Origin of the sequence: Xylophilus sp. GW821-FHT01B05, from assembly GCA_038961845.1 — a bacterium.
Taxonomy (GTDB): Bacteria; Pseudomonadota; Gammaproteobacteria; order Burkholderiales; family Burkholderiaceae_C; genus Xylophilus.
Genome location: CP152408.1, coordinates 4,003,429 through 4,023,622 on the forward strand (window position 1 = coordinate 4,003,429; position 20,194 = coordinate 4,023,622).

Genomic DNA, 20,194 nt, shown 5'->3' on the forward strand with positions numbered 1-20,194 from the left:
ATGGAGGCGTTCAAGATTCTCGAAGGCATCGCCGCGCCGCTGGAGATGGCCAACGTGGACACCGGCCAGATCCTTCCGGCCCGCTTCCTGCGCAGGCCGCGTCAGGAGGGCTTCCAGGACTTCCTGTTCCGCGACATGCGTTTCGACGAAGCCGGCCAGGAACTGCCGTCCTTCATCCTCAACCGCCCCCCCTACCGAGCAACCTCCATCCTCGTCGCAGACCGCAACTTCGGCGCCGGCTCGAGCCGCGAGCAGGCCGCCTGGGCCCTGGTGGACTTCGGCATCCGCTGCGTGATCGCGAAGGACTTCGGCGACATCTTCCATGCCAATGCCTTCAAGGCTGGACTGTTGCCCGTGCGGCTGGATCTTGCAATCTGCCGCAAGCTCCGTGAACAACTGGCAGCGGTACCCGGCCGCCAGTTGCGCATCGACCTGCCCGCTCAGCACGTGACCGCGCCGGACGGCAGCGTCTACCCGTTCGAGGTCGACGCATTCCGCAAGCGCTGCCTGGTCGAGGGGCTGGACGACATCGGCTTGACCCTGCAGTACGACACCACCATCACCGCCTTCGAGCAGGCCTACCGCCAGCGCTTCGACTGGCTTTTCCGTTCCCATCCAAACGCCCCCACGGGGGGTTGATTCCATGCCATTCTTCAAATCTCTTGCGCCCGACGCAGGCCCGCCCGCCGTCTTTGTCCAGTATCCCGAGCTGTACCGCCCGTGGGCGGACATGAGCCAGAGCATGATGAACGGCCCGTCGCCGTTGAGCCAGGGCGAGCGCGAGATGATCCTCGCCTACGCGGCAGCGGTCGGCGGCTGTCAGTTCGTCTATGTCGCCCACTCCGAGGTCGCCTATGCCTGGGGCATCGAGAATGGTGCCATCGAGCGCCTGCTCGAAGACCCCGCGACCGCACCGCTCAGCGAGCGCCAGAAGGCGTTGCTGGCCTTCGTGCGCAAGCTGATGGCTACGCCCTCCGACATGACGCAGGACGATGCGGACGCGGTGTTCGCTGCGGGCTGGGACGAGCACGCGTTGCACGACGCAATCGCGATCACCGCGCGTGCGGCATTCATGCAGCGCCTAGTCGAAGGTTTTGGCTTCACGCCCATGACGCGCGAGCATGCCGTCAAGCGCGCCGAGCAGCGCAAGGAGCATGGCTACGTGAACCTGTACTCGGCGTTCCGGCAAAAGACCTGACCCGCACCAGCGGGCGGCGCTTCGGCGCCGCCCAGTTGTCGCTGCCGATCACAGCATGTCCGCCACGAGGACAGCGCACACCCCGGAAAAGCACGCTTCCACCAGAAAAACGGCCCGCTCCATCCGGGCACGGCTTTTGCGCAATGGCCTGCAGATCGACTTTCAAGCCAGCAGCCCAGCGTAACCCACCACGACGTGCTCCGCCCTTCGCCGGCCTCCCACCGCAGCCAGGGCCGCGCCGCGGCTGCCCTCATCCTTCCGACTTCACGAAGACCACCATGTCCAGCTCCATCGAAACCGATTTCCCCGTCCATCGCCCGCGCAAGGCCGGCGCAGAACTGGCCCTGCAAGGCTTGCGCGTGGTCGATTTCACACACTTCATCGCTGGGCCCTTCGCCACGATGATGCTAGCGGACATGGGGGCCGACGTCATCAAGATCGAAGCCCCCGGCCGCGGCGACGATTTCCGCCAGTACCCCCCCATGATCCCGGAGTTCGGCGGCGGCGCGCCCTTCGTCTGGACCAACCGCAACAAGCACAGCATCGCGCTGAACCTGAAGTCGTCTGAAGGCCTGGCCATCGCACTGGAGCTGGCGGCCAAAGCCGACGTGGTGGTCGAGAACTTCTCGACCGGCGTGATCGAGCGCCTGGGCCTGGGCTACGAGAAGCTGCGTGCCCTTAATCCGCGGCTGGTGTTCTGCTCGATCTCGGCCTACGGCCGCGAAGGGGCCTACGCCGACCGAACAGGCTTCGACCCCATCGCCCAAGCCGAGAGCGGCTTCATCCGCATGAACGGCTACCCCGACCGCGAAGGCGTGCGCTCGCTGTCGCCGGTGATGGACATCAGCACGGCCATGATGGCCTCCAATGCCATCCTGGGCGCGTTGGTTTCGCGCAGCCGCACCGGCAAGGGCCAGGCGGTGGAGGTGGCGCTGTTCGACAACGCCTTCCAGATGACGGGCTATGCGCCGCTGCAGCAGATCTTCACGGGCAAAGAGCCGGTGCGCCCGGGCACGACCAGCCCGGACACCTGCCCATCGGGTGCCTTCAAGGCGTCTGACCGTGCGTTCCTGATCAACTGCGGCAATACGCAGATCTTCCAACGCCTGATGAGCCAGGTCGTGGAGCTGCCGCAGGTCGCGCAAGACCCGGCCTACGGCACCAACAAGGACCGCGTCGCACGACGCGAGGAGCTGTTCTCCATGCTGCAAGAAGCCTTCGGCAAGCAGCCCTGGTCCCACTGGCAACCCAGGCTGCGCGAGGCCGGAGTGCCCAGCGGCGAGCTGCGCGACGTGGGGGATGCCATCCGCTCGCCCGAAGCGCTGGAGCGCGAAATCGTCACGCGCATCCCGCACCCCGAGCTCGGCTGGATTCCCAACATCGCGCTGCCGATCCGCTACGCAGACACTCCGCTGGCCGATCCCGTGCCGGCGCCACGCGTCGGAGAGCATACCGAGCTGGTGCTCAAGGACTGGCTGGGCTACGACGCCGACCGCATCGGCACGCTGACCCAGGCTGGAGCGTTCAGCGCCGCGCCGCCGCACCTGGCCCGCTGAGTATGGTGCAGGATCCAGCACCGACGGGCCAGGGGGACGCCACCAAGCCGGCAACCGTGTTCGCCGCCATCCACGCACCGCGCGAGGATTGGCTGGCCCGCGCGCCGGTCGAAGAGGTGCTCGATCCTGGGCTGGAGATCATCGACGCGCACCTGCACCTCTGGCAACCGCCCAACGGCTACCGCTACTACATCGAGGAGCACGCCAAGGATCTGGCGAGCTGCGGCCACAACGTGGTGGCCTCGGTCTACGCCGAATGCTTCCACATGTACCGCGCCACCGGACCGGACCATCTCCGCTACGTCGGCGAAACCGAGTTTGCTGTCGGACAGGCCGCCATGGCGGCGAGCGGGCGCTATACCGATTGCCGGGTCGCCTCGGCCATCATCGGCCACGGTGACCTGACGCTTGGCGAGCGCACGCGCGACTTGCTGCTGGCGCACATCGAGGCAGCCAACGGCCGCTTTCGTGGCGTGCGCCAGCTCGGCAAATGGGACGCCGATCCGGCCGTGCGCGGCAAATACTGCGCCGACCGGCCGCACCTGTATCTCGACCCGGAGTTCGGACGCGGCATTGACGTGCTGGCCTCGCTGGACCTGGCTTTCGATGCAAGCATCTTCCACCCGCAACTGTCGGACGTGGCTGGCCTGGCGCGCGCGCATCCGGACGCCCGCATCGTGCTGATCCACTGCGGCAGCCCGGTCGGCCATGGCGCGTACGCCGGCCGGCAGGAGCAGGTGCATGCGGCCTGGCTCGCGGGACTGCAGGAGGTGGCGCAGTGCCCGAACGTGAGCGTGAAGATGGGCGGCATCCTAATCAACATCGGCAATGTTGACTACGCCAGCGCCAAGGCGCCACCCACGTCGCGCGAACTGGCCGACCTGTGGCGCCCGTGGATCGAGCCCTGCATCGAACTTTTCGGTGCAGACCGTTGCATGGTGTCGTCGAACTTCCCGGTCGACAAGGCCGGCTTCGGCTACGGCACGGTGTGGAACATGTTCAAGCACATCACGGCCGGCTGCTCAACCGACGAGAAGCGCATGATCTTCAGTGGCACGGCGCGGCGCGTGTACCGCATGGACTGACGCGCTTGAGCGCACACACCAACTGCGCGCTGATGCAGCACGCAGCGACCGCCCATCCATGAAGCTGCACTACCTCAAATACTTCTGCGTGCTGGCTGAGGAGCTGCACTTCCACCGCGCCGCGAGCCGGTTGGCGATCTCGCAGCCACCGCTGAGCGCTGCCATCAAGTGCATCGAGGAGGAGCTGGGTGCCCAACTGCTGCTGCGCAACAGCAAGATGGTCCAGCTGACGCCCGCTGGTCAAGCCTTCCTGGTGGAGGCCCGCGAGATCTTGGAACGCGTGGACCGCGTCCGCGGCATCGTGCGGGCAGTCGACGAGGGCGTGCACGCCCGCCTGGACATCGGCATGGCAGGCTCTCTCATGTACCGCGAGGTGCCCGACATCCTTGCCCGGTTCCGGTGCGAGGCACCTCACGTCGATGTGGTGTTGCACGAGCTGGCGACGGTCGAGCAGATCGACAAGCTGCTGCGCAAGCAGCTGCACGCTGCCTTTGTGCACGGTGCCGTGATGCCGCCACAGCTGGCTGCCCTGCCGCTGCGTGACGACGTCTTCGTGCTCTGTATGCCCGAAGACCACCCGCATGCCGGGGATGCAGAGGTCGATCTGCGCCACCTGGCCCATGAGCCCTTCGTGATGTTCTCGCGTGAGGGCGCACCCGCGAACCACGACAACGTCATCGCAATCTTCAGCCGCGCCGGCTTCCACCCGCGCACCGTGCACCGAGCCCGGGTGTGGCTCACGATCGTGGCCATGGTGGCCCAAGGCAGCGGCGTGGCGCTGGTGCCCCGCTCGCTCGCCAATGCGCGAGTGGCCGGCGTGCGCTTCGTGCCGTTCAAAGGCGAGACCACGATCGCACCGGCTCGCTTAGCGTGGAATCCAGACGGGGCGCCGCCGGCGTTGCTGCGGTTCCTGGAGACGGCGACGCACACGATCCGACGCCCAGGAAAAGCAGCCATCGAGGTGTGATGCTCGCTGGCTTCTCGTGAATTCCGTGCCCAACCAGAGCGCTGTGCCAGCGGCCAGCGCACCGTCCAGCCCGATCCCTATTCGCGGGGAAGCTGCAGGTCGTTGACCAGCTTGGTCAGGCTGCTCGCTTCATCGCGCACGAAGCGCGTGAACTCGTCGGAGCTCATGGTCATGACCTCCGAACCCTCCTCGCGAAAGCGCTTCTTCAGCTCGGGTTTGGCCATCGCGAAGGCGAGCGCGTCCGAGAGTTTGTGCACGACATCCTTCGGCGTGCCCGCTGGCGCGAACAGACCCATCCACAGGTAGAAGCTATAGCCGGGTGCGCCCTGCTCCGCAATCGTCGGCACATCGGGCAGCAGCTCCAGGCGCGTGGTTCCCGATGAGCCGAGCGCTTTGAGCTGCCCTGATTTCAGCATGGCGGAAGCGCTGCCATAGGCCTCCATGAGCAGGCCGACGCGCCCTGCAATCAGGTCTGGCCAAGCCGCGGAGTTGCCCTTGTAGGGCACGTGCGTCAGGTTGACGCCCGCCCGGTGGGCGAACATCGCTGCCGCGAGGTGGGTGGTACTGCCATTGCCGGCCGACGCGTAGGTCAGGGTCGCCGGGTTGGACCTGGCACGGGCCAGCCATTCGGGCAGGGTCTTGTCGGGGCCACCCGGCGCAGCGATCAACAGAAACTGCGAGCGCGTCATCGGGCCGATGCCGACAAAATCCTTGCCCACGTCGTAGCCCGGATCGCGGCTCACGGCTTGCTGGACAGCGATGGTGTTGACAGACGCGAGCAAGGTGTAGCCGTCGGCGGGCGAGGTCTTTGCCGAGCGGATGCCGACCAGGCCGCCGGCGCCGACGCGGTTCTCCACGATGACAGGCTGGCCCAGCCGGTCGCCCATCTCCTTGGCCACCACGCGCGTGGTCACATCGACGGAGCCGCCTGGTGCGGAGGTCACGATGATGCGGATGGGCTTGTTTGGAAAAGGGTCTGCTGCGCTGGCGACGTTGAAACCGCCAAACGCGACCACCAGTGCCATCGGGATCGCCAGCAGTCGCTTGCGCATGGGAATCTTCATGTCGTCTCCTTCGACGTGTTGGAAGGCCTCCGCCGGTTCAAGGGCATCAGGACTCTTCAGTTCCGGGCGCACGCTGTGTGCCCGCAAACGGGGGTTGCGATGCACTCTCTGTGCAAACCACGTGCCACCGGGAAAACGTGTGTTTGACCGCTGCCCAGCGCTGTTTTTGCTCGCTGCGAGAACACGGCGGTACGCACCGAAGACACTCCTTGCGTCGACTGCGGTTGCTGGCTTTCAGGTCAGAATGCGCGCGGCCCACGGGCGGGTAGTCGACGACTTGAGGAACAAGACATGGAACGCGACAACATTGGAGACCTGCTGGCATTCCTGGCAGTGGCCCGCGAACGCAGCTTCACGCGCGCAGCGACCAAGCTGGGCATGTCGCAGTCGGTGCTGAGCCGCACTGTGCGCAACCTGGAGGCCCGGCTCGGCGTGCGCCTGCTGACGCGCACGACGCGCAGCGTTGCCCCCACGGAAGCCGGCGAGCGGCTGATGCAGACCGTGGCCCCGCGCTTGGACGAGATCGAGTCGGAACTCGCGGCTGTCAGCGAACTGGGGGACGTGGCCAAGGGCACGGTCCGGATCACCGCCATCGACTACGCCATCGACACCGTCCTGTGGCCACGGCTCGCGCCGTTCCTGCGCGAGTACCCAGAGATCAAGGCCGAGGTCAAGATCGACTACGGCCTCTCCGACATCGTGAAGGACCGCTTCGACATCGGCGTACGCTGGGGTGACCAGGTCGCCAAGGACATGATCGCAGTGCGCATCGCACCCGACGTCCGCAGTGTCATCATCGCGGCTCCGTCCTATCTGCAGGACCGCGATGCGCCGCAGACACCGCAGGATCTGATGAACCACAACTGCGTCACACTGCGCTTGGCGAGCGGCGGACTCTACGCCTGGGAGCTCAGCAAGGACGGACGCGAGCTGCAGGTGCGGGTCGAAGGCCAATCCACTTTCAACGGGGTCTACCCGATGCTGAACGCGGCGCTCGATGGCGGCGGCCTGGCCTTTGTTCCGGAGGATCTGGCGCGCCCGCACATCGAGGCGGGTAGGCTGCAGTACGTGCTCGAGGACTGGTTCCCGACCTTCCCCGGCCTGCACGTCTACTACCCCAGCCGCCGGCAGTCCTCCCGCGTGCTCAAGCTCGTGGTCGAAGCACTGCGCTACCGGCGACCCTGACGCCGACGCCGGGCACGCATGTGCTCGGGGTGGACACACCTGTGCCCGCCGCAGACAAAAACCAGTCCTCTCGATGGGCCGCAGCGGGCAGATGTGGCGGGCACACGTCTTGCGCATGCGTTGCCTGCAGGCCGACCGGTCGTGCCCTAGTGCCGGTCGGTTCGTGCCAGCAGGTCCACAACGAACCATCTCATTCGAGACGAAACATGAAGACTGCTTTCATTTCCCGCTGGCTGCGCCCCACCCTGGCCTGCCTCGGCCTGGGCTTCGCGCTGGCATGTGCGCATGCCGCCGACCCCTACCCCAGCAAGCCCGTGCGCATCATCCTTCCCGCGGCAGCGGGCGGCGGCCTGGACATCGTGGCGCGCCTGGTCGCCATCAAGATGGGCGAGAAGCTGGGTCAGCCTGTCATCGTGGAAAACATGGCGGGCGGCGACACCCTGGTCGGTACGCGCAATGCCAGGAATGCCCCGGCCGACGGCTACACCATCCTCGCCCACGCCAACGGCTTCACCATCCTCCCTGAACTCAAGGAAGACCCCGGCTACGACCCGCTCAAGGACTTCACCGGCATCGGCCTCATGAGCCGCGCGCCGTTCGTGATGGAGGTGCCTGCCACTGACCCCAGCCGCGACATCAGGGAGTTCGTGGCGCGCGCCAAGAAGGAGAACCTCACGTTCGCATCGGGCGGCATCGGTGGTCCTCCGCACATGGCTGCCGTGATGTTCCTCAAGAGCCAGGGCCTGGACATGACGATGGTGCCCTACAAGGGCAACGGCGTGGCGCTTCCCGACGTGGCTGCGGGCCGCGTCAGCATGATCTTCGACACCTATGTCAGCAGCCTGTCCTTCATCCAGTCCGGCAAGCTGCGACCGCTGGCCGTGACGTCGACAGCGCGTATCGCCCCGTTGCCCAACGTGCCGACCTTCGTCGAATCCGGCATGAACTACCAATACAACCTCTGGCTGGGTCTGGTGACCCGCAGCAGCACGCCGAAGGACGTGGTGCACAAGCTGTCCGAGGCGCTGCGCTACGCGCTGGAAAGTAAGGACCTCAAGGCTCGTCTGCTCAGCGAAGGGTCCGACCCAAGCTTTGTCACGCCCGAGGAATTCAATGCCTATCTGACCAAGGAAGTCGCCGAGATGAAGGTGCTGGTCAAGGAACTGGGTATTCCCAAGCAGTGATCGATTCGAAACCTTCCACTTCCCTCCGAGGACAAGCTATGCAGAACAAGTCTCCGCGCACCTGGCTCATCACGGGCGCCGACAAGGGCCTTGGCTATTCCACAGCCAAAGCCGCACTCGAGCAGGGAGACCAGGTAGTCGTGACCGTGCTGGCCGCGGACGGCAGGCATGGGCTGCTCGCCGAGTACCCGGACCGCCTGCGCGCCTTCCACCTCGACGCGCGCGACCACGCGCGCTTTCCCGAGGTCGTGGCCCAGGCCGTACAGGCGTTCGGGCGCATCGACGTGCTCGTCAACAACGCAGGCTACGGCTTGCTCGCGGTGGCCGAAGCAACCTCCCCTGAGAAGTACCGCGCGATGTTCGAGGTCAACTTCTTCGGGCTGGCCGAGATGACCCACGCCGTGCTGCCGACCATGCGCAAGCAGCGCTCCGGCCACATCATCAACCTGTCGTCCAAGGCAGGCTTCGGCGCCAGCCCCGGCTTCGCGTTCTACAGCGCGTCAAAGTTCGCCGTAGAGGGTTACTCCGAAGCCGTGGCCAAGGAGGTCAAGCATCTGGGCATCCATGTCACCATCATCGAGCCGGGCGGCTTCCGCAGCGACTTCGCGGGCCCTTCCCTGGTCGTCAGCCAGATCGAAACCGACGACTACGCACCGCTGAACCAGCTGATCGGCGACTACGCCAAGGAGCGGCATGGCCGCCAGCAGAGCGACCCGGCCAAGTTCGGGCCGGCGCTGTGCAAACTGGTCGCATCGGAAACACCGCCCCTGCGGCTGCCGCTGGGCCAGGACAGCCTGGAGATGATCCGCGACGACATCCGCGCCGTGGTGCTGGAGCTGGACCGATGGGAGCCCCTGTCGCTGTCGACCAAGGTCGATGACTGAGGCTTGACTCGGCCGGGCGGCCCGCCACCGGTTTGCGGACGGCTGCACATGGCAGCGCCGTACCGCCGACGGGCCGGTGGCCGCCCGATGGTTCAACACCGCCCAGGCATGGAGCTTCGACACCTGCGCTACTTTGTCGCCGCGGCTGAGGAGGAACACTTCGGCCGGGCGGCAGAGCGGCTGCACGTCACCCGGCCCGCGGTCTCTAAGCTCATCGCCGACCTGGAGCACGAGATCGATGCGACGCTGTTTGAGCGCCTGGCGCATGGCGTGCGGCTCACCGAGGCCGGGCGCGAGCTGTTGCCACGCCTGCAGGCCATAGTCGGCGACCTCGGCGAGGCCTTCCACGCCACCAGGCGTGTCGCGGAAGGCCGGCGCGGATCGATCAGCATCGGCTACGGCTCGTTGACCCTGTTGCATCCCTTGTTCCGCGCAGCGGTGAAGGAGTTCCGGCAGCGGTATCCCGACGTTGCGCTGTCCCTGCTTGAGGCACCCAGCCCGGAGCAGCGCAAGGCCTTGGTGGCGGGTCGGATCACCGCGGGCTTCATGCATGTCGGAGACCGCACCCCAGCTGCCAGCGAGAGGCGCAGCCTGCGGCCGCACGATGACGCGATCCTCGACTGGTGCCCAATCCAGACCCATGGACTCGGCGTGGCCGTGCCGGCCGATCATCCGCTGGCGCGGCGCCGGGCGGTGTCGATGCAGGAACTTGCCCGGGAAGCCTTCATCGTCATGCCGAGGTCCAGCAGCAGCCTCACCTCCGGCCTGTCCCAGGCGCTGTGCCAGCAGGCCGGCTTCGAGCCGCGGATCGTCCAGGATGTCGGCACCGTCACATCCCAGCTGAACCTGGTCTCCGTCGGGATGGGCATTGCCTTAGTGCCCTACAGCGGCAACGTGGACTATCCGGAAGCCGTCACAGTCGTCCCGCTGGAACACGTGGAGCATGCGATCCATTTCGTCTTCGGCTGGCTCAAAGGCGGAATGACGCCCGCACTGTCACGCATGGTGGAGATCGTCGAAACCCTGGCTGCCACGCACTGCCCGCCCGCGGAGACGCCGGCAGGCCCAGCCTGAAACCGCGCCTGTTTATTCCGCTGCCAACAACGCGAAAAGCTGTCGGATGTCGTCAAGCCCCTCCAATGCCATGACCATCACCGCGATGTTGCGGGCCACCTCATCTCCCAGTTCAGGGCGGACGAGGTCCAGGAACTTGGCCTCGATGCCTGATCGGCCAAGCGAGTTCTTGAGCGTGCCCAGGCTGTATCCGGTCGCAGAGAACGACGCGCCGCTCTTCAGCTGGACCGTAACGCGGGCGATGCTGTCCTTGGGGAACTGCCGCACCGACTCGTCGCCCGGCTCGATGCGCACACGGTCGGCGATGGCCGATCGAGCCGCCGTGCACGGGCGCCACCGGATTGACGCCCAGCACGATGGACTCGATGTGCTCCGCTGCGAAGGTATGCTGCGCCACGATGTTGTCGTACGCGGCGAACGGGGCATGCAGACGGCCCACGGTCGCGGACATCTTGATGGCCGCATGCTCTGGAAAGCGCCAGCGCGTGCCGAGGTCGGCATGGAGTAGCGCGCGTCGTGCGTATTGCAGAAGGCCTGCAGGAAACCACGCTTGCCCTCGAAGATCGTCGGGGGACCGCTCAGGCCCATCTGTGCCAGCCGGGTGGAACGGATCCCGTCGACCACACCGATGCCGGCATGGACGCGCTTGACCTCACCACCCGAACGCGCGTATTCCACCGTGCCGCAAGCATGGCTGCCCGCGACGGCCAGTGCATGGGCCGTGGTCGTCGCGTCCAACTGCTCAAGTGCGCAGCAGGCCAGGGCCGATGCGAACGAACCATGGACCGACGTCTCGTGGAAGCCGCGGTCCAACAACAGCGACGGCTGAGTGGCCAGCGCAATGCGCGTGGCTGCCTCGAACCCCACGGCCACCGCACAGAGCACCTGGGCACCGCCGGCCCCGCGCTCTTCGCCGATCGCCAGCGCCGGCGCCACGACCACACAACCCGGATGCGTGAACGCGCCGTACGAGTAGTCGTCGATCTCGAAGCTGTGGCCAGCCGTTCCGTTGGCGAATCCGGCCGACTTCGCAACCAGGCGCAAGGCGGTTCCCACCAAGGTCGGCTTGCCCGGGCGTCCGTACTTGAGCGCGAACGCGCGGGCAATCTTCGGCGCCTGCATGTTGCGGCAGGCGATCTGGGCGCCCAGCTAGTCGAGGATGTGCAGCTTGACCCGCTCGCGCCCCTCGGCGGGTATGACGTCGATCGCCACGCCTGCGCCCCAGGTGACGAGTTTCTGCGCTGCGGTCGGCGAGCTGTCTTGCGATGCCTTCATGTTGACGTCCCCTTCGTTGATGAACCTGCGCGATCAGCCCGCCGGATTCTGACCAGCGTGGCGCCCTGCGCCGGTGGCATTTGCTTGCGGCAGCTCCAGCCTGTCCTACCGGCATCCACGCCGGCTGGCAGGGTTTCCACTGCGTCACGTTTGGTGACCGTGCGGCTACCAAAAACGACCCTCGGTCCCTGTGCAGAACTCCAGAATCGCCGCCAAGTCTGGGGCCAGCGGAGTGCTCCCCATACCGTCTCGAACCATCGGACCCACAAGGAGGAGAGCCATGCGAATCGGCTTCATCGGCGCTGGAAATATGGGGCTACCCATGGCGGAACACCTGCTCGCAGGAGGCCACGAACTCACGGTCTTCGACCTGCGAAAGGAGTCCGCTGAACCACTGCTGCTAAGCGGTGCCCGCTGGGCCGCGCAGCCGCGCGACGTGGCACAGGCTGCAGACCTCGTCATCGCGTCCTTGCCCACGCCGACGGTCGTCGAACAGGTGGTCTGCGGCGACGACGGCATTGCATACGCCATGGTGCCAGGCAGCTGCTTCATCGACACCACGACCAACGATCCGGCGGTTGCCCAGCGTCTGGAGGCCACGCTGAAGGCGCGCGGCATCGACATGCTGGAGGTGCCGGTCACCGGCGGCGTGGTCGCAGCCGGCGCCGGCACGCTGGTCGCGCTCGTTGGCGGCGACAAGTCGACGCTGGAGAGGTACCGCTCCGTGCTGGACCTGTTCTGTGGATCGCTGTTCCACCTCGGCCCCGTGGGCGCGGGCAACACCGCCAAGGTGATTACCAACCTGCTGGCGATGTCGAACATCCTGATCGGGGCGGAGGGCATGATCCTCGGCCGCAAGGCGGGCCTAGACCTGGAGATCTTGTGGAAGGCGATCCAGGCCAGCGTGGGCCGCAGCTTCGCGCTCGAGTTCTTCTTCCCCAACGGCATCCTGGACGGCACCTTTCCGGTGCGCTTCCGCCTTGACCTCATGGCCAAGGATCTCGGCATCGTCAGCCGGCTCGGCCGGGAGATGAATGTGCCGATGGCCATCGCCAACCTGGTCGAGCAATACCTGGTCGCGGCCCGCGCCCAGGGCCTGGGCGCGGCCAGCAACTCCGAAGCCGTCCGCATTCTCGAGCAGGCCGCCGGCGTGGATCTGCGCATAGATGGCTTCAAGCCAGGGCAGTCCTTAAGCGGGCGGTAGCTGCGCACTCGAGCGCCCACGCACCACCAAAAGGAGACAAGGATGAAATTCACACCCCATCGTTCGAGCGACACCGACAGCGCCGACGTCGGCATCGCTGCCGCCTGCACCGCAGGCCTGGTCCGCCCGGTGGTCACCGCCCGCGTGGCCACGGCGGCTGGCGTGCAGGCCTGGGCCACCGAACCCTTCCCTTCGCGGCCCATCCGCATCATCGTTCCCAAGGCTGCGGGCGGCTGGGGCGACAGCACCACACGCCTGGTCGCCCAACGGCTGTTGGACAAGCTCGGGCAACCGGCCTTCACTGAGAACAAACCCGGTGTCGACGGCCTCGTCGGCATCCGCTACACCAAGGCCGCACGGGCCGACGGCTACACCCTCCTCTCCACCGGCCGCAAGATGCTGCTGCAGCCCTTGGTCAAGCGTGACCCCGGGTTCAAACTCATGAAGGACTTCGTCCGCGTCGGCCCCATGGCGCGATCCCTGGTCCTCATGGTCACGGCGGCCACGCGTGCCGACAGGTCGGTGCAGGAGTTCCTGGCGGGCGCCAAGGCAGCACCCCGGTCCCTCAGCTACGGCTCCGCGGGCGTCGGCTCGGCCACGCACATCCCTGTGGAGATGTTTGTCATGCAGACCGGCGTCGAGCTCATGCACGTGCTTTACAAGGGCAACGCCGCCGACATGCCCGACCTGATTGCAGGGCGGATCACCATGATGTTCGATTCGTACAGCAGCAGTGCGGACAACCTGAAGGGCGGACGGTTGAAGGCCCTGGGCGTTGCAGCCGATGCAAGGCTACCGGTCCTGCCCGACGTTCCCACCTTCGCAGAACAGGGCCTGTCCGGGTTCAACTACTACTGCTGGCTAGGCCTCTTCGCGCCTGCGGCAACACCGAAGGATGTGGTGCAACGCCTGTCCACGGCATTGGCCGAAAGCCCTTTCGAGCGCCGAACTCAAGGAGCGCCTGCAGTCGGAGGCGACCGAGCCCATGGTCATGCCCCCGGCGGCCTTCCAGGCGTTCCTTCTCACGGAGGCAGCCCGGCTGTCGACGACGGCCGCCGAGCTGGGCTGGGCCAAGGAATGAAGTACACCACTTGGACAAATGCAGCGCGCAGACGGTCGCCACAAGCCTCGGCCGGCCGATCGATAGCGCGGGTGATGGTTGCCCTCGTCGCCGCAGCCTTGCTTGCCCCGATCGCCTACGCCCAGCGAGCGGTCTCCTATCCGAGCCGGACCGTGAACCTGATCGTCGGCTTCCCTCCCGGCGGCAGCACCGATCTGCTAGCGCGGCTGCTGGCCCGCCGGTTCGCGGAGGAGTATCAGCAGCCCTTCGTCGTGCTCAACAAGCCGGGCGCGAACAGCATCCTTGCCTTCAGCTTCGCGGCCAAGACCGCGCCGGACGGCCACAACCTGCTAATGGCGACGTTCGGACTGCCCGTCAACAAGCATCTGTACAAGGGCCTTGGCTACGCACTGGAAGACTTCGACGCCATCGGCCTGATCGCCAAGGTGCCTAACGTGCTGATTGCCAACAAGAACTTCAAGGCCTCCAGCGTGGGCGAATTGGTGCGCTACTCGATCGAGCACCCCAAGAGCGTCAGCTATGCATCACCGGGCGTTGCATCATCCCAGCATCTCGCCGGCGAACTCTTTCGCATGGAAACCAAGGCCGACCTGCTGCACGTCCCGTTCAATGGCAGCGGGCCGTCGATGACGGCGGTGCGCGCGGGCGAGGTCCAGGTCGGCTTCGACAACCTGTCGTCCGCTGCGGGCTTCATTAAGTCCGGCGAACTCAAGGCGCTGGCGGTGACATCAGACCGCCGCTCGCCGGCGTTCCCCGACGTGCCCACGGTGGCCGAAGCCGGCTATCCGAAGTACGAACTGTCGTCGTACTTCGGACTGGCCGCGCCCGCCGGAACGCCGGCGGCGGTGGTCCACAGCATCAACCAAACGCTCAACAGAATCCTGCAAGAGCCGGCCGTCCGCGAGCAGATCGTCAACCTCGGCCTTCAGATCCAGCCCACGACCCCAGCGGAGTTCAAGACCTTCCTGGCTAACGAGAGCACCCGTTGGGAGCACGTCATCAAGACTTCGGGGATCCAGGCCAACTGATTCACAACCCGGACTGCGCCCCTCGGAGCCCCGGCCCGTCGGTACGTCGCGCGCGATGTGCGTTGCGAGCGGCTACCTACACGGGACGGCAGGTAGGCCATCAAGTCTGCCCGGGAGGCGCAGTGCACGCAAAGCTGGCCCGGCCGGCAAACTGCCCAAACCAGGCCTGCAGCGCAGGCCTGCCATCCCGCCAACCCAGATCGGGCCAGCGTAAGTCCTGCCACCCGAGCGCACAGGCCACCGAGATGGCGCCGATGTCTTCCTGCGTCGGCAGATGCACTTCGAGGAAATCCAGCGCCTGCACGACCTTGCGCATCTGCGCGTCACTCCACTTCGCGTAGCGCATTCCCGCAGGCCGTGCGGCTTCCATGCGGCACAGCTGCGCCGCCTCGAGCAGACCGCCAGCGACAGCATTGCAGCGCAGCGCTTCCCATCGCGTGATGCCAGGCGGCGGAAACCATTGCTCGTCGCCGGCCAGATGGCTCAGGTACTCGCAAGCCACCGTGGAATCGAACAAGGCCACGCCATCGTCCGTAACGAGCACCGGCACCTTACCTAGGGGATTGAGTCGGCCGACATCCGCGGCTGGCTCGTAGGGCGACTGCGCCACGGGCTGCTTCTCGATGCGCGCATCGAGCCCGAGCTCGTGCGCCAGCACCATCACTTTGCGGACGTAGGGCGAGAAGGGGCTGAACTTCAGTTGCATGGATGGGAAGGGGATCGTTCAGGGCAGCAGTTCCTGCAGCCCGTGGGGAGGTTCGTACCTGTCCTGGCGCCAGCACAGGCGCGTGGGGCCGGGCATTGCGCGGCCAGGCTCCGCATGCCGTTCGTCGCCGGGATAGCAGACGAAGTGCACGCCACCTTCCTCAAACACCTCGGGCTGGATGCGGGGTGGAAGGCGCCCGCGCGCCAGCGCCAGCACACTGGCCACATCAGCGTGCTGCGCAAGCTCGGCCAGCGTCATGATCTGGGGCGGTGCCAACTGGATGCGACCGTTCCAATAGTCCTGCAGCGCGCCGGCCGGGCGCAGCCACGCACTGTCGCTTGCCTCGTGCGCGTCGTGCACCGGCGACTGGCCTGGAGGCACCTGCGCCACGAAGAAGCGGACATCGAAGTGCTTGCGCGCCCGGATGCTCGCGGCCGGCGTGATCCAGCGGGACCAGGGCAGCAGGCCGGAGGCCGGCAGAACCACACCGGTCTCCTCCTGCAGCTCGCGGACGCCTGCCGCATGCAGCGCCGCGGCGAAGAGCAGGTCCACATCCGGCTCGCCGAGGGCCGCATGCAGTGCGTCCGCCGGGCCGTCCAGCGCGGCCGCCTGTGCCGCGTCACCGCGGTCGAGCTTGCCGCCAGGGAATACGTAGGCACCGCCGTGCACGTCGGACAGGCCGCTGCGTTCGATCAGGAAGACCTCGATCCCCGCCGGTGCGTCGCGCAGCAACAGCACGGAGGCCGACGCGATCGGTGACCTAGGAGTGCCGTCGCCGAGTTGCATGGCAGCGGTAACCTGGTCGACGCTCAGGCCTGCGGTCGGCGTTTGTACATCAGTGTGGCCTTCATTTCCTGTACCACCGAGCCGTCCTGCTTGACGCACTTGCGCATGAAGCTCACCACGCCGCGGTCGAGCTTGCTGGATTCCTTCTTCTCCACCACGGTGGCGTGCACGCGGATGGTGTCGCCATGCTTGACGGGGGCCAGCATACGCCAGGCGTCGATCTGCAACAGGCCGAGCAAGGTGCCGTCGTTGACGCCACTGGCGTACTGCAGCCCGCCCATAATGCCGTACACAAGCGGGCCATGCGCGACCGGCTCGCCGAACGGCGTGGTCTTGCAGTATTCGAAGTTGGTGTGGACCTCGTTGAAGTCGCCGGTCAGGCAGGCGAAGTTGATGATGTCGGTCGAGGTCACCGTGCGGGCCGGCGTCACGAGCTCCTGGCCGATCTCGAAGTCCTCGAAGTAATGGCCGCGTGGCTTAGCGTCTGTTGTCATGGGGTCTCCCTTTTGCGTCTCATGGATGGTGATGTTGCTCAGCCCTTGGCGTTGGCCAGGATCAGCGTGCAGTGCGAGGACAGGATGCCGCCCTCGTTGTGGACCAGCGCGACCTCGGCGCCCTGGACCTGGCGCTCGCCCAGCCCGCCGCGCAGCTGGCGCACGGCCTCGACGATGCCGAACAGCCCGCCCGCCGCCCCTGCGTGCGCATGCGACAGCATGCCGCCGTGGGTGTTGACGGGCAGCTTGCCGCCGATGCGCGCATGGCCCTCAGCAAAGAAGGCACCGCCCTCGCCCGGCTTGCAGAAGCCCAGTTCCTCCAGCTCGATGATGGGCACGATAGTGAAGCAGTCGTACAGCTCGGCCACGTCGACGTCCTGCGGGCCGAGGCCGGCCATCTCGTAGGCGACGCGGCCGGACTCGGTGGCGCCGAACTCGGTCAGACTGGGCGCGCACATCAGGTGCTCGTGGGTGTGGTACTCGGCGATGCCCTGCAGGTAGATGGGCTTGGCCTTCAGATCGCGCGCACGCTCGGCGGAGGTCACAATGAAGGCGCCACCCGCGTCCGAGATCAAACAGCAGTCCAGCATGCCGAGCGGGTCGGCGATGGGCTTGGCGGACAGCACCTCTTCCAGTGCCAGCGGCTTCTTCATGTGCGCGTTCGGGTGCAACAGCGCGTGCGCCCGGGTGTTGACAGCCACGTGCGCCAACTGCTCGCGTTTGGTGCCGTACTTGTGCATGTGGCGGTTGGCGATCATGGCGTAGTAGCCCGGGATCGAGCCACCATAAGGCTGCTCGAAGTACGGGTGGCCCACGGCGAGCAGCGAGGCGAGCGCGGCGTCGCGCGACTGGCCGGTGGCGCGGTTCTCGCCGGCGCAGACCAGCACCGTCTCGGCCTGGCCGCTGGCGATGGCCTCGGCAGCGTGCTTCAGCATGACCGCCGGGCTGGCGCCGCCGCTGACCACCGAGGCGTTGAAACGCGGTTGGATGCCCAGGTACTCGCAGATCACCGAGCCCAGCATGAAATAGGGTTCGGTGAACGAATAGGCGGTCAGCACGCCGTCGATGTCGGACACCTTGAGGCCCGCGTCGTCCAGCGCGCGTTTGGCGGCCTGGGCGTTGAGCCCCAGGCCCGTCATGTGCGGCACGCGGCCGATGTCGGATTCGCCCACGCCGACGATGGCGACCTTGTTCTTGAGGGATGCAACTGGCTTCATGGTCGATTCGTCCTCAGGCAGGCACGCGTTGAAATTGCGGCACCTTGGCCTCTTCGCCGCGCGCCTCGAAGGTGACCTGCACCCGGTCGCCGATGGCGGACTCGAGCGCGTCGGCGCCCAAGATGTTGGCCATCATGCGCGGCCCTTCGTCCAGGTCGATCAGGGCGACCACATAGGGCACCAAGTGCGCGAAGGCTGGGTCGGACGCCCTGCGCATGACGGTGAAGCTGTGGATGCTCCCCGTGCCCTTGGCGTCGATCCACTCCAACTGGTCGGACCAGCAGTGCGGGCACAGATGGCGCGGCATGAAGTGCAGCTGGCTGCAGGCCTTGCACTTGCGGATCACCAGCCGCCGCTCGCGCGCGGCGGCCCAGTACGGCAGGGAGTCGGCGTTGGCTACCGGCACCGGCAGCGCTTGTTCCGTGGTCATGATGTCGTTCCTGTTGATAGTTCTGAACGTTCGGATGCGCTTCTGTTCACGAAAGCGAGAGGTGGATCTGGCGCTACAGCGCGCTGGCCAGTTCGGGCACGGCGTCGAACAGGTCGGCCACGAGACCGTAGTCGGCAACGCCGAAGATCGGCGCCTCGGCGTCCTTGTTGATCGCCACGATGACCTTGGAATCCTTCATGCCGGCCAGATGCTGGATGGCACCCGAAATGCCGCAGGCCACGTACAGCTGGGGCGCGACGATCTTGCCCGTCTGGCCCACCTGCAGGTCGTTGGGCGCGTAGCCGGAGTCAACGGCCGCCCGGCTGGCGCCGATGGCCGCACCGAGCTTGTCGGCCAGCGGCGTCAGAACCTGCTCAAACTTCTCGCTGGAGCCCAGCGCGCGGCCTCCCGACACGACCACGGCTGCACCCGTCAGTTCGGGGCGGTCGTTGGCGACGGTCACCTGGTCGACGAAGCGGGCCATGCCGGTGTCGAGCACGGCAGGAATGTCCACCACGGCCGCGCTGCCACCGTCTGCCGGGGCCGGTTCGAACCCGGTGGCGCGCACGGTCAGCACCTTGATGCGCTCGGCCGACTGCACGGTGGCGACCGCGTTGCCCGCGTAGATCGGGCGCTCAAAGGTGTCTGCCGAGCAGACCCTGGTGATGTCGCTGATCTGCGCCACGTCCAGCAGGGCCGCCACGCGCGGCGCGACGCTCTTGCCGTTCGCCGTGGCGGGAAACAGCACGTGGCTGTAGTCGGGCGCCAGTGCCAGCACCTGGCCCGTCAGGTTCTCGGCCAGCAGCTGCTCGAACTGCGGGCCGTCCGCGTGCAGCACCTGGGCCACACCGGTGACGCTTGCTGCAGCCGAAGCTACCGCCTGTGCATGGGCGCCGGCAACCAGCAGATGGACGTCGCCGCCGCAGCACAGTGCGGCGCTGACGGCGTTCAGGGTGGCGGCCTTCAGGGCCGTGTTGTCGTGTTCGGCAATGACGAGCACTGGCATCAGATCACCTTCGCTTCTGTCTTGAGCCTGGCGACCAGCGTCGCCACATCCGGAACCTTCACGCCAGCGCTGCGCTGTGCCGGCTCCGTGACCTGCACGGTCTTGAGCCTGGGCGTCACGTCCACGCCCAGGTCGGCTGGTGTGAGGGTCTCTATCGGCTTCTTCTTGGCTTTCATGATGTTGGGCAGCGTCACGTAGCGCGGCTCGTTCAGGCGCAGGTCGGTCGTCACGACCGCCGGCAGCATCAGCGCCAGCGTCTGCAGGCCGCCGTCCACCTCGCGCGTGACGGTTGCCCTGCCATCGGCAAGCTGCAATTTCGATGTGAAGGTGGCCTGCGGCAGGTTGGCCAGCGCGGCCAGCATCTGGCCGGTCTGGTTGCAGTCGTCGTCGATGGCCTGCTTGCCCAGGACCACGAGACCGGGTTGCTCCCGGTCCACCAGCGCCTTCAGCAGCTTGGCGACCGCCAGCGGCTCCAGCTCCACATCGGTATGCACGAGGATCGCGCGGTCCGCACCGATTGCCATCGCCGTGCGTAGCGTCTCTTGGCACGCCTGCAGGCCGCAGGAAACGGCGACGATCTCGCTGGCCGCGCCCTGCTCCTTCAGCCTGACGGCCTCCTCCACAGCGATCTCATCGAAGGGGTTCATCGACATCTTGACGTTCGCGATGTCCACCCCCGTGCGATCGGACTTGACGCGCACCTTCACGTTGTAGTCGACCACCCGCTTGACGCCGACCAGCACTTTCACAGCCATGTTCTCGACCCTGTC

At 66.5% G+C, this 20,194-nt stretch carries 21 protein-coding genes; 11 read left to right on the forward strand and 10 right to left on the reverse strand.

The window, feature by feature from the left end; genetic code table 11:
* The 5 genes from leuD to AAFF27_18645 all read left to right on the forward strand — a co-directional run bounded on the left by leuD (window position 1) and on the right by AAFF27_18645 (window position 4,806).
* The gene (gene leuD / locus AAFF27_18625) at window positions 1-639 is read left to right on the forward strand and encodes a 3-isopropylmalate dehydratase small subunit (protein ID XAH22023.1); all 639 of its coding nucleotides are present in this window, start codon (window positions 1-3) and stop codon (window positions 637-639) included.
* Between the two features lie 4 nt (window positions 640-643).
* Window positions 644-1,198 carry a carboxymuconolactone decarboxylase family protein gene (locus AAFF27_18630; protein XAH22024.1) on the forward strand — a complete coding sequence of 185 codons (555 nt, stop codon included), beginning with the start codon at window positions 644-646 and terminating at the stop codon, window positions 1,196-1,198.
* A gap of 278 nt (window positions 1,199-1,476) precedes the next feature.
* Window positions 1,477-2,754, forward strand: coding sequence for a CoA transferase (locus tag AAFF27_18635; protein XAH22025.1), 1,278 nt, complete (start codon window positions 1,477-1,479; stop codon window positions 2,752-2,754).
* A gap of 56 nt (window positions 2,755-2,810) precedes the next feature.
* On the forward strand, window positions 2,811-3,839 hold the full coding sequence (locus tag AAFF27_18640; protein ID XAH22026.1) for an amidohydrolase family protein: 1,029 nt from the start codon (window positions 2,811-2,813) through the stop codon (window positions 3,837-3,839).
* A 58-nt stretch (window positions 3,840-3,897) separates the two neighbouring features.
* Complete coding sequence (locus AAFF27_18645) at window positions 3,898-4,806, forward strand: LysR family transcriptional regulator (protein ID XAH22027.1); 909 nt, start codon at window positions 3,898-3,900, stop codon at window positions 4,804-4,806.
* 77 nt (window positions 4,807-4,883) lie between these two features.
* Here the strand turns inward: AAFF27_18645 and AAFF27_18650 are convergent, their stop codons facing one another.
* Window positions 4,884-5,870, reverse strand: a complete 987-nt coding sequence (locus tag AAFF27_18650; GenBank protein XAH22028.1) for a tripartite tricarboxylate transporter substrate binding protein — start codon at window positions 5,868-5,870, stop codon at window positions 4,884-4,886.
* Between the two features lie 291 nt (window positions 5,871-6,161).
* Between AAFF27_18650 and AAFF27_18655 the strand changes: the two genes are divergently transcribed.
* From AAFF27_18655 to AAFF27_18670, 4 genes are all read left to right on the forward strand, one after another.
* On the forward strand, window positions 6,162-7,055 hold the full coding sequence (locus AAFF27_18655; GenBank protein XAH22029.1) for a LysR family transcriptional regulator: 894 nt from the start codon (window positions 6,162-6,164) through the stop codon (window positions 7,053-7,055).
* A 206-nt stretch (window positions 7,056-7,261) separates the two neighbouring features.
* Window positions 7,262-8,239 carry a tripartite tricarboxylate transporter substrate-binding protein gene (locus AAFF27_18660; GenBank protein ID XAH22030.1) on the forward strand — a complete coding sequence of 326 codons (978 nt, stop codon included), beginning with the start codon at window positions 7,262-7,264 and terminating at the stop codon, window positions 8,237-8,239.
* 38 nt (window positions 8,240-8,277) lie between these two features.
* Window positions 8,278-9,123: an oxidoreductase gene (locus AAFF27_18665; protein ID XAH22031.1), complete on the forward strand. Its 846-nt coding sequence runs from the start codon at window positions 8,278-8,280 to the stop codon at window positions 9,121-9,123.
* 108 nt (window positions 9,124-9,231) lie between these two features.
* A complete protein-coding gene (locus AAFF27_18670) occupies window positions 9,232-10,197 on the forward strand; it encodes a LysR substrate-binding domain-containing protein (protein ID XAH22032.1) in 966 nt (321 codons plus the stop codon).
* 12 nt (window positions 10,198-10,209) lie between these two features.
* Here the strand turns inward: AAFF27_18670 and AAFF27_18675 are convergent, their stop codons facing one another.
* Together AAFF27_18675 and AAFF27_18680 are read right to left on the reverse strand one after the other, a co-directional pair.
* The gene (locus tag AAFF27_18675; protein ID XAH26264.1) at window positions 10,210-11,346 is read right to left on the reverse strand and encodes an MmgE/PrpD family protein; all 1,137 of its coding nucleotides are present in this window, start codon (window positions 11,344-11,346) and stop codon (window positions 10,210-10,212) included.
* The gene (locus tag AAFF27_18680) at window positions 11,347-11,472 is read right to left on the reverse strand and encodes a hypothetical protein (GenBank protein XAH22033.1); all 126 of its coding nucleotides are present in this window, start codon (window positions 11,470-11,472) and stop codon (window positions 11,347-11,349) included.
* 280 nt (window positions 11,473-11,752) lie between these two features.
* On the opposite strand from AAFF27_18680, the gene AAFF27_18685 reads away from it, so the two are divergent.
* Both AAFF27_18685 and AAFF27_18690 read left to right on the forward strand, forming a co-directional pair.
* Window positions 11,753-12,676 (forward strand): NAD(P)-dependent oxidoreductase, encoded by a 924-nt coding sequence (locus tag AAFF27_18685; GenBank protein XAH22034.1) that lies wholly within the window; start codon window positions 11,753-11,755, stop codon window positions 12,674-12,676.
* Window positions 12,677-12,718: 42 nt separating this feature from the next.
* Window positions 12,719-14,785, forward strand: coding sequence for a tripartite tricarboxylate transporter substrate-binding protein (locus tag AAFF27_18690; protein XAH22035.1), 2,067 nt, complete (start codon window positions 12,719-12,721; stop codon window positions 14,783-14,785).
* Window positions 14,786-14,885: 100 nt separating this feature from the next.
* On the opposite strand, the gene AAFF27_18695 is transcribed toward AAFF27_18690, so the two are convergent.
* From AAFF27_18695 to AAFF27_18725, 7 genes are all read right to left on the reverse strand, one after another.
* The gene (locus AAFF27_18695) at window positions 14,886-15,491 is read right to left on the reverse strand and encodes a glutathione S-transferase N-terminal domain-containing protein (protein XAH22036.1); all 606 of its coding nucleotides are present in this window, start codon (window positions 15,489-15,491) and stop codon (window positions 14,886-14,888) included.
* An 18-nt stretch (window positions 15,492-15,509) separates the two neighbouring features.
* Window positions 15,510-16,277, reverse strand: a complete 768-nt coding sequence (locus AAFF27_18700; GenBank protein XAH22037.1) for an NUDIX domain-containing protein — start codon at window positions 16,275-16,277, stop codon at window positions 15,510-15,512.
* 23 nt (window positions 16,278-16,300) lie between these two features.
* The gene (locus tag AAFF27_18705) at window positions 16,301-16,771 is read right to left on the reverse strand and encodes a MaoC/PaaZ C-terminal domain-containing protein (protein XAH22038.1); all 471 of its coding nucleotides are present in this window, start codon (window positions 16,769-16,771) and stop codon (window positions 16,301-16,303) included.
* A 38-nt stretch (window positions 16,772-16,809) separates the two neighbouring features.
* Complete coding sequence (locus AAFF27_18710; protein XAH22039.1) at window positions 16,810-17,988, reverse strand: thiolase family protein; 1,179 nt, start codon at window positions 17,986-17,988, stop codon at window positions 16,810-16,812.
* 13 nt (window positions 17,989-18,001) lie between these two features.
* On the reverse strand, window positions 18,002-18,418 hold the full coding sequence (locus AAFF27_18715; protein ID XAH22040.1) for a Zn-ribbon domain-containing OB-fold protein: 417 nt from the start codon (window positions 18,416-18,418) through the stop codon (window positions 18,002-18,004).
* Window positions 18,419-18,491: 73 nt separating this feature from the next.
* Window positions 18,492-19,424 (reverse strand): electron transfer flavoprotein subunit alpha/FixB family protein, encoded by a 933-nt coding sequence (locus tag AAFF27_18720; GenBank protein ID XAH22041.1) that lies wholly within the window; start codon window positions 19,422-19,424, stop codon window positions 18,492-18,494.
* Entirely contained in the window at window positions 19,424-20,173 is a 750-nt protein-coding gene (locus AAFF27_18725; protein XAH26265.1) for an electron transfer flavoprotein subunit beta/FixA family protein, read from the reverse strand. The genes AAFF27_18720 and AAFF27_18725 overlap by 1 nt, the downstream gene beginning before the upstream one ends.
* Between the last annotated feature and the right edge of the window lie 21 nt (window positions 20,174-20,194).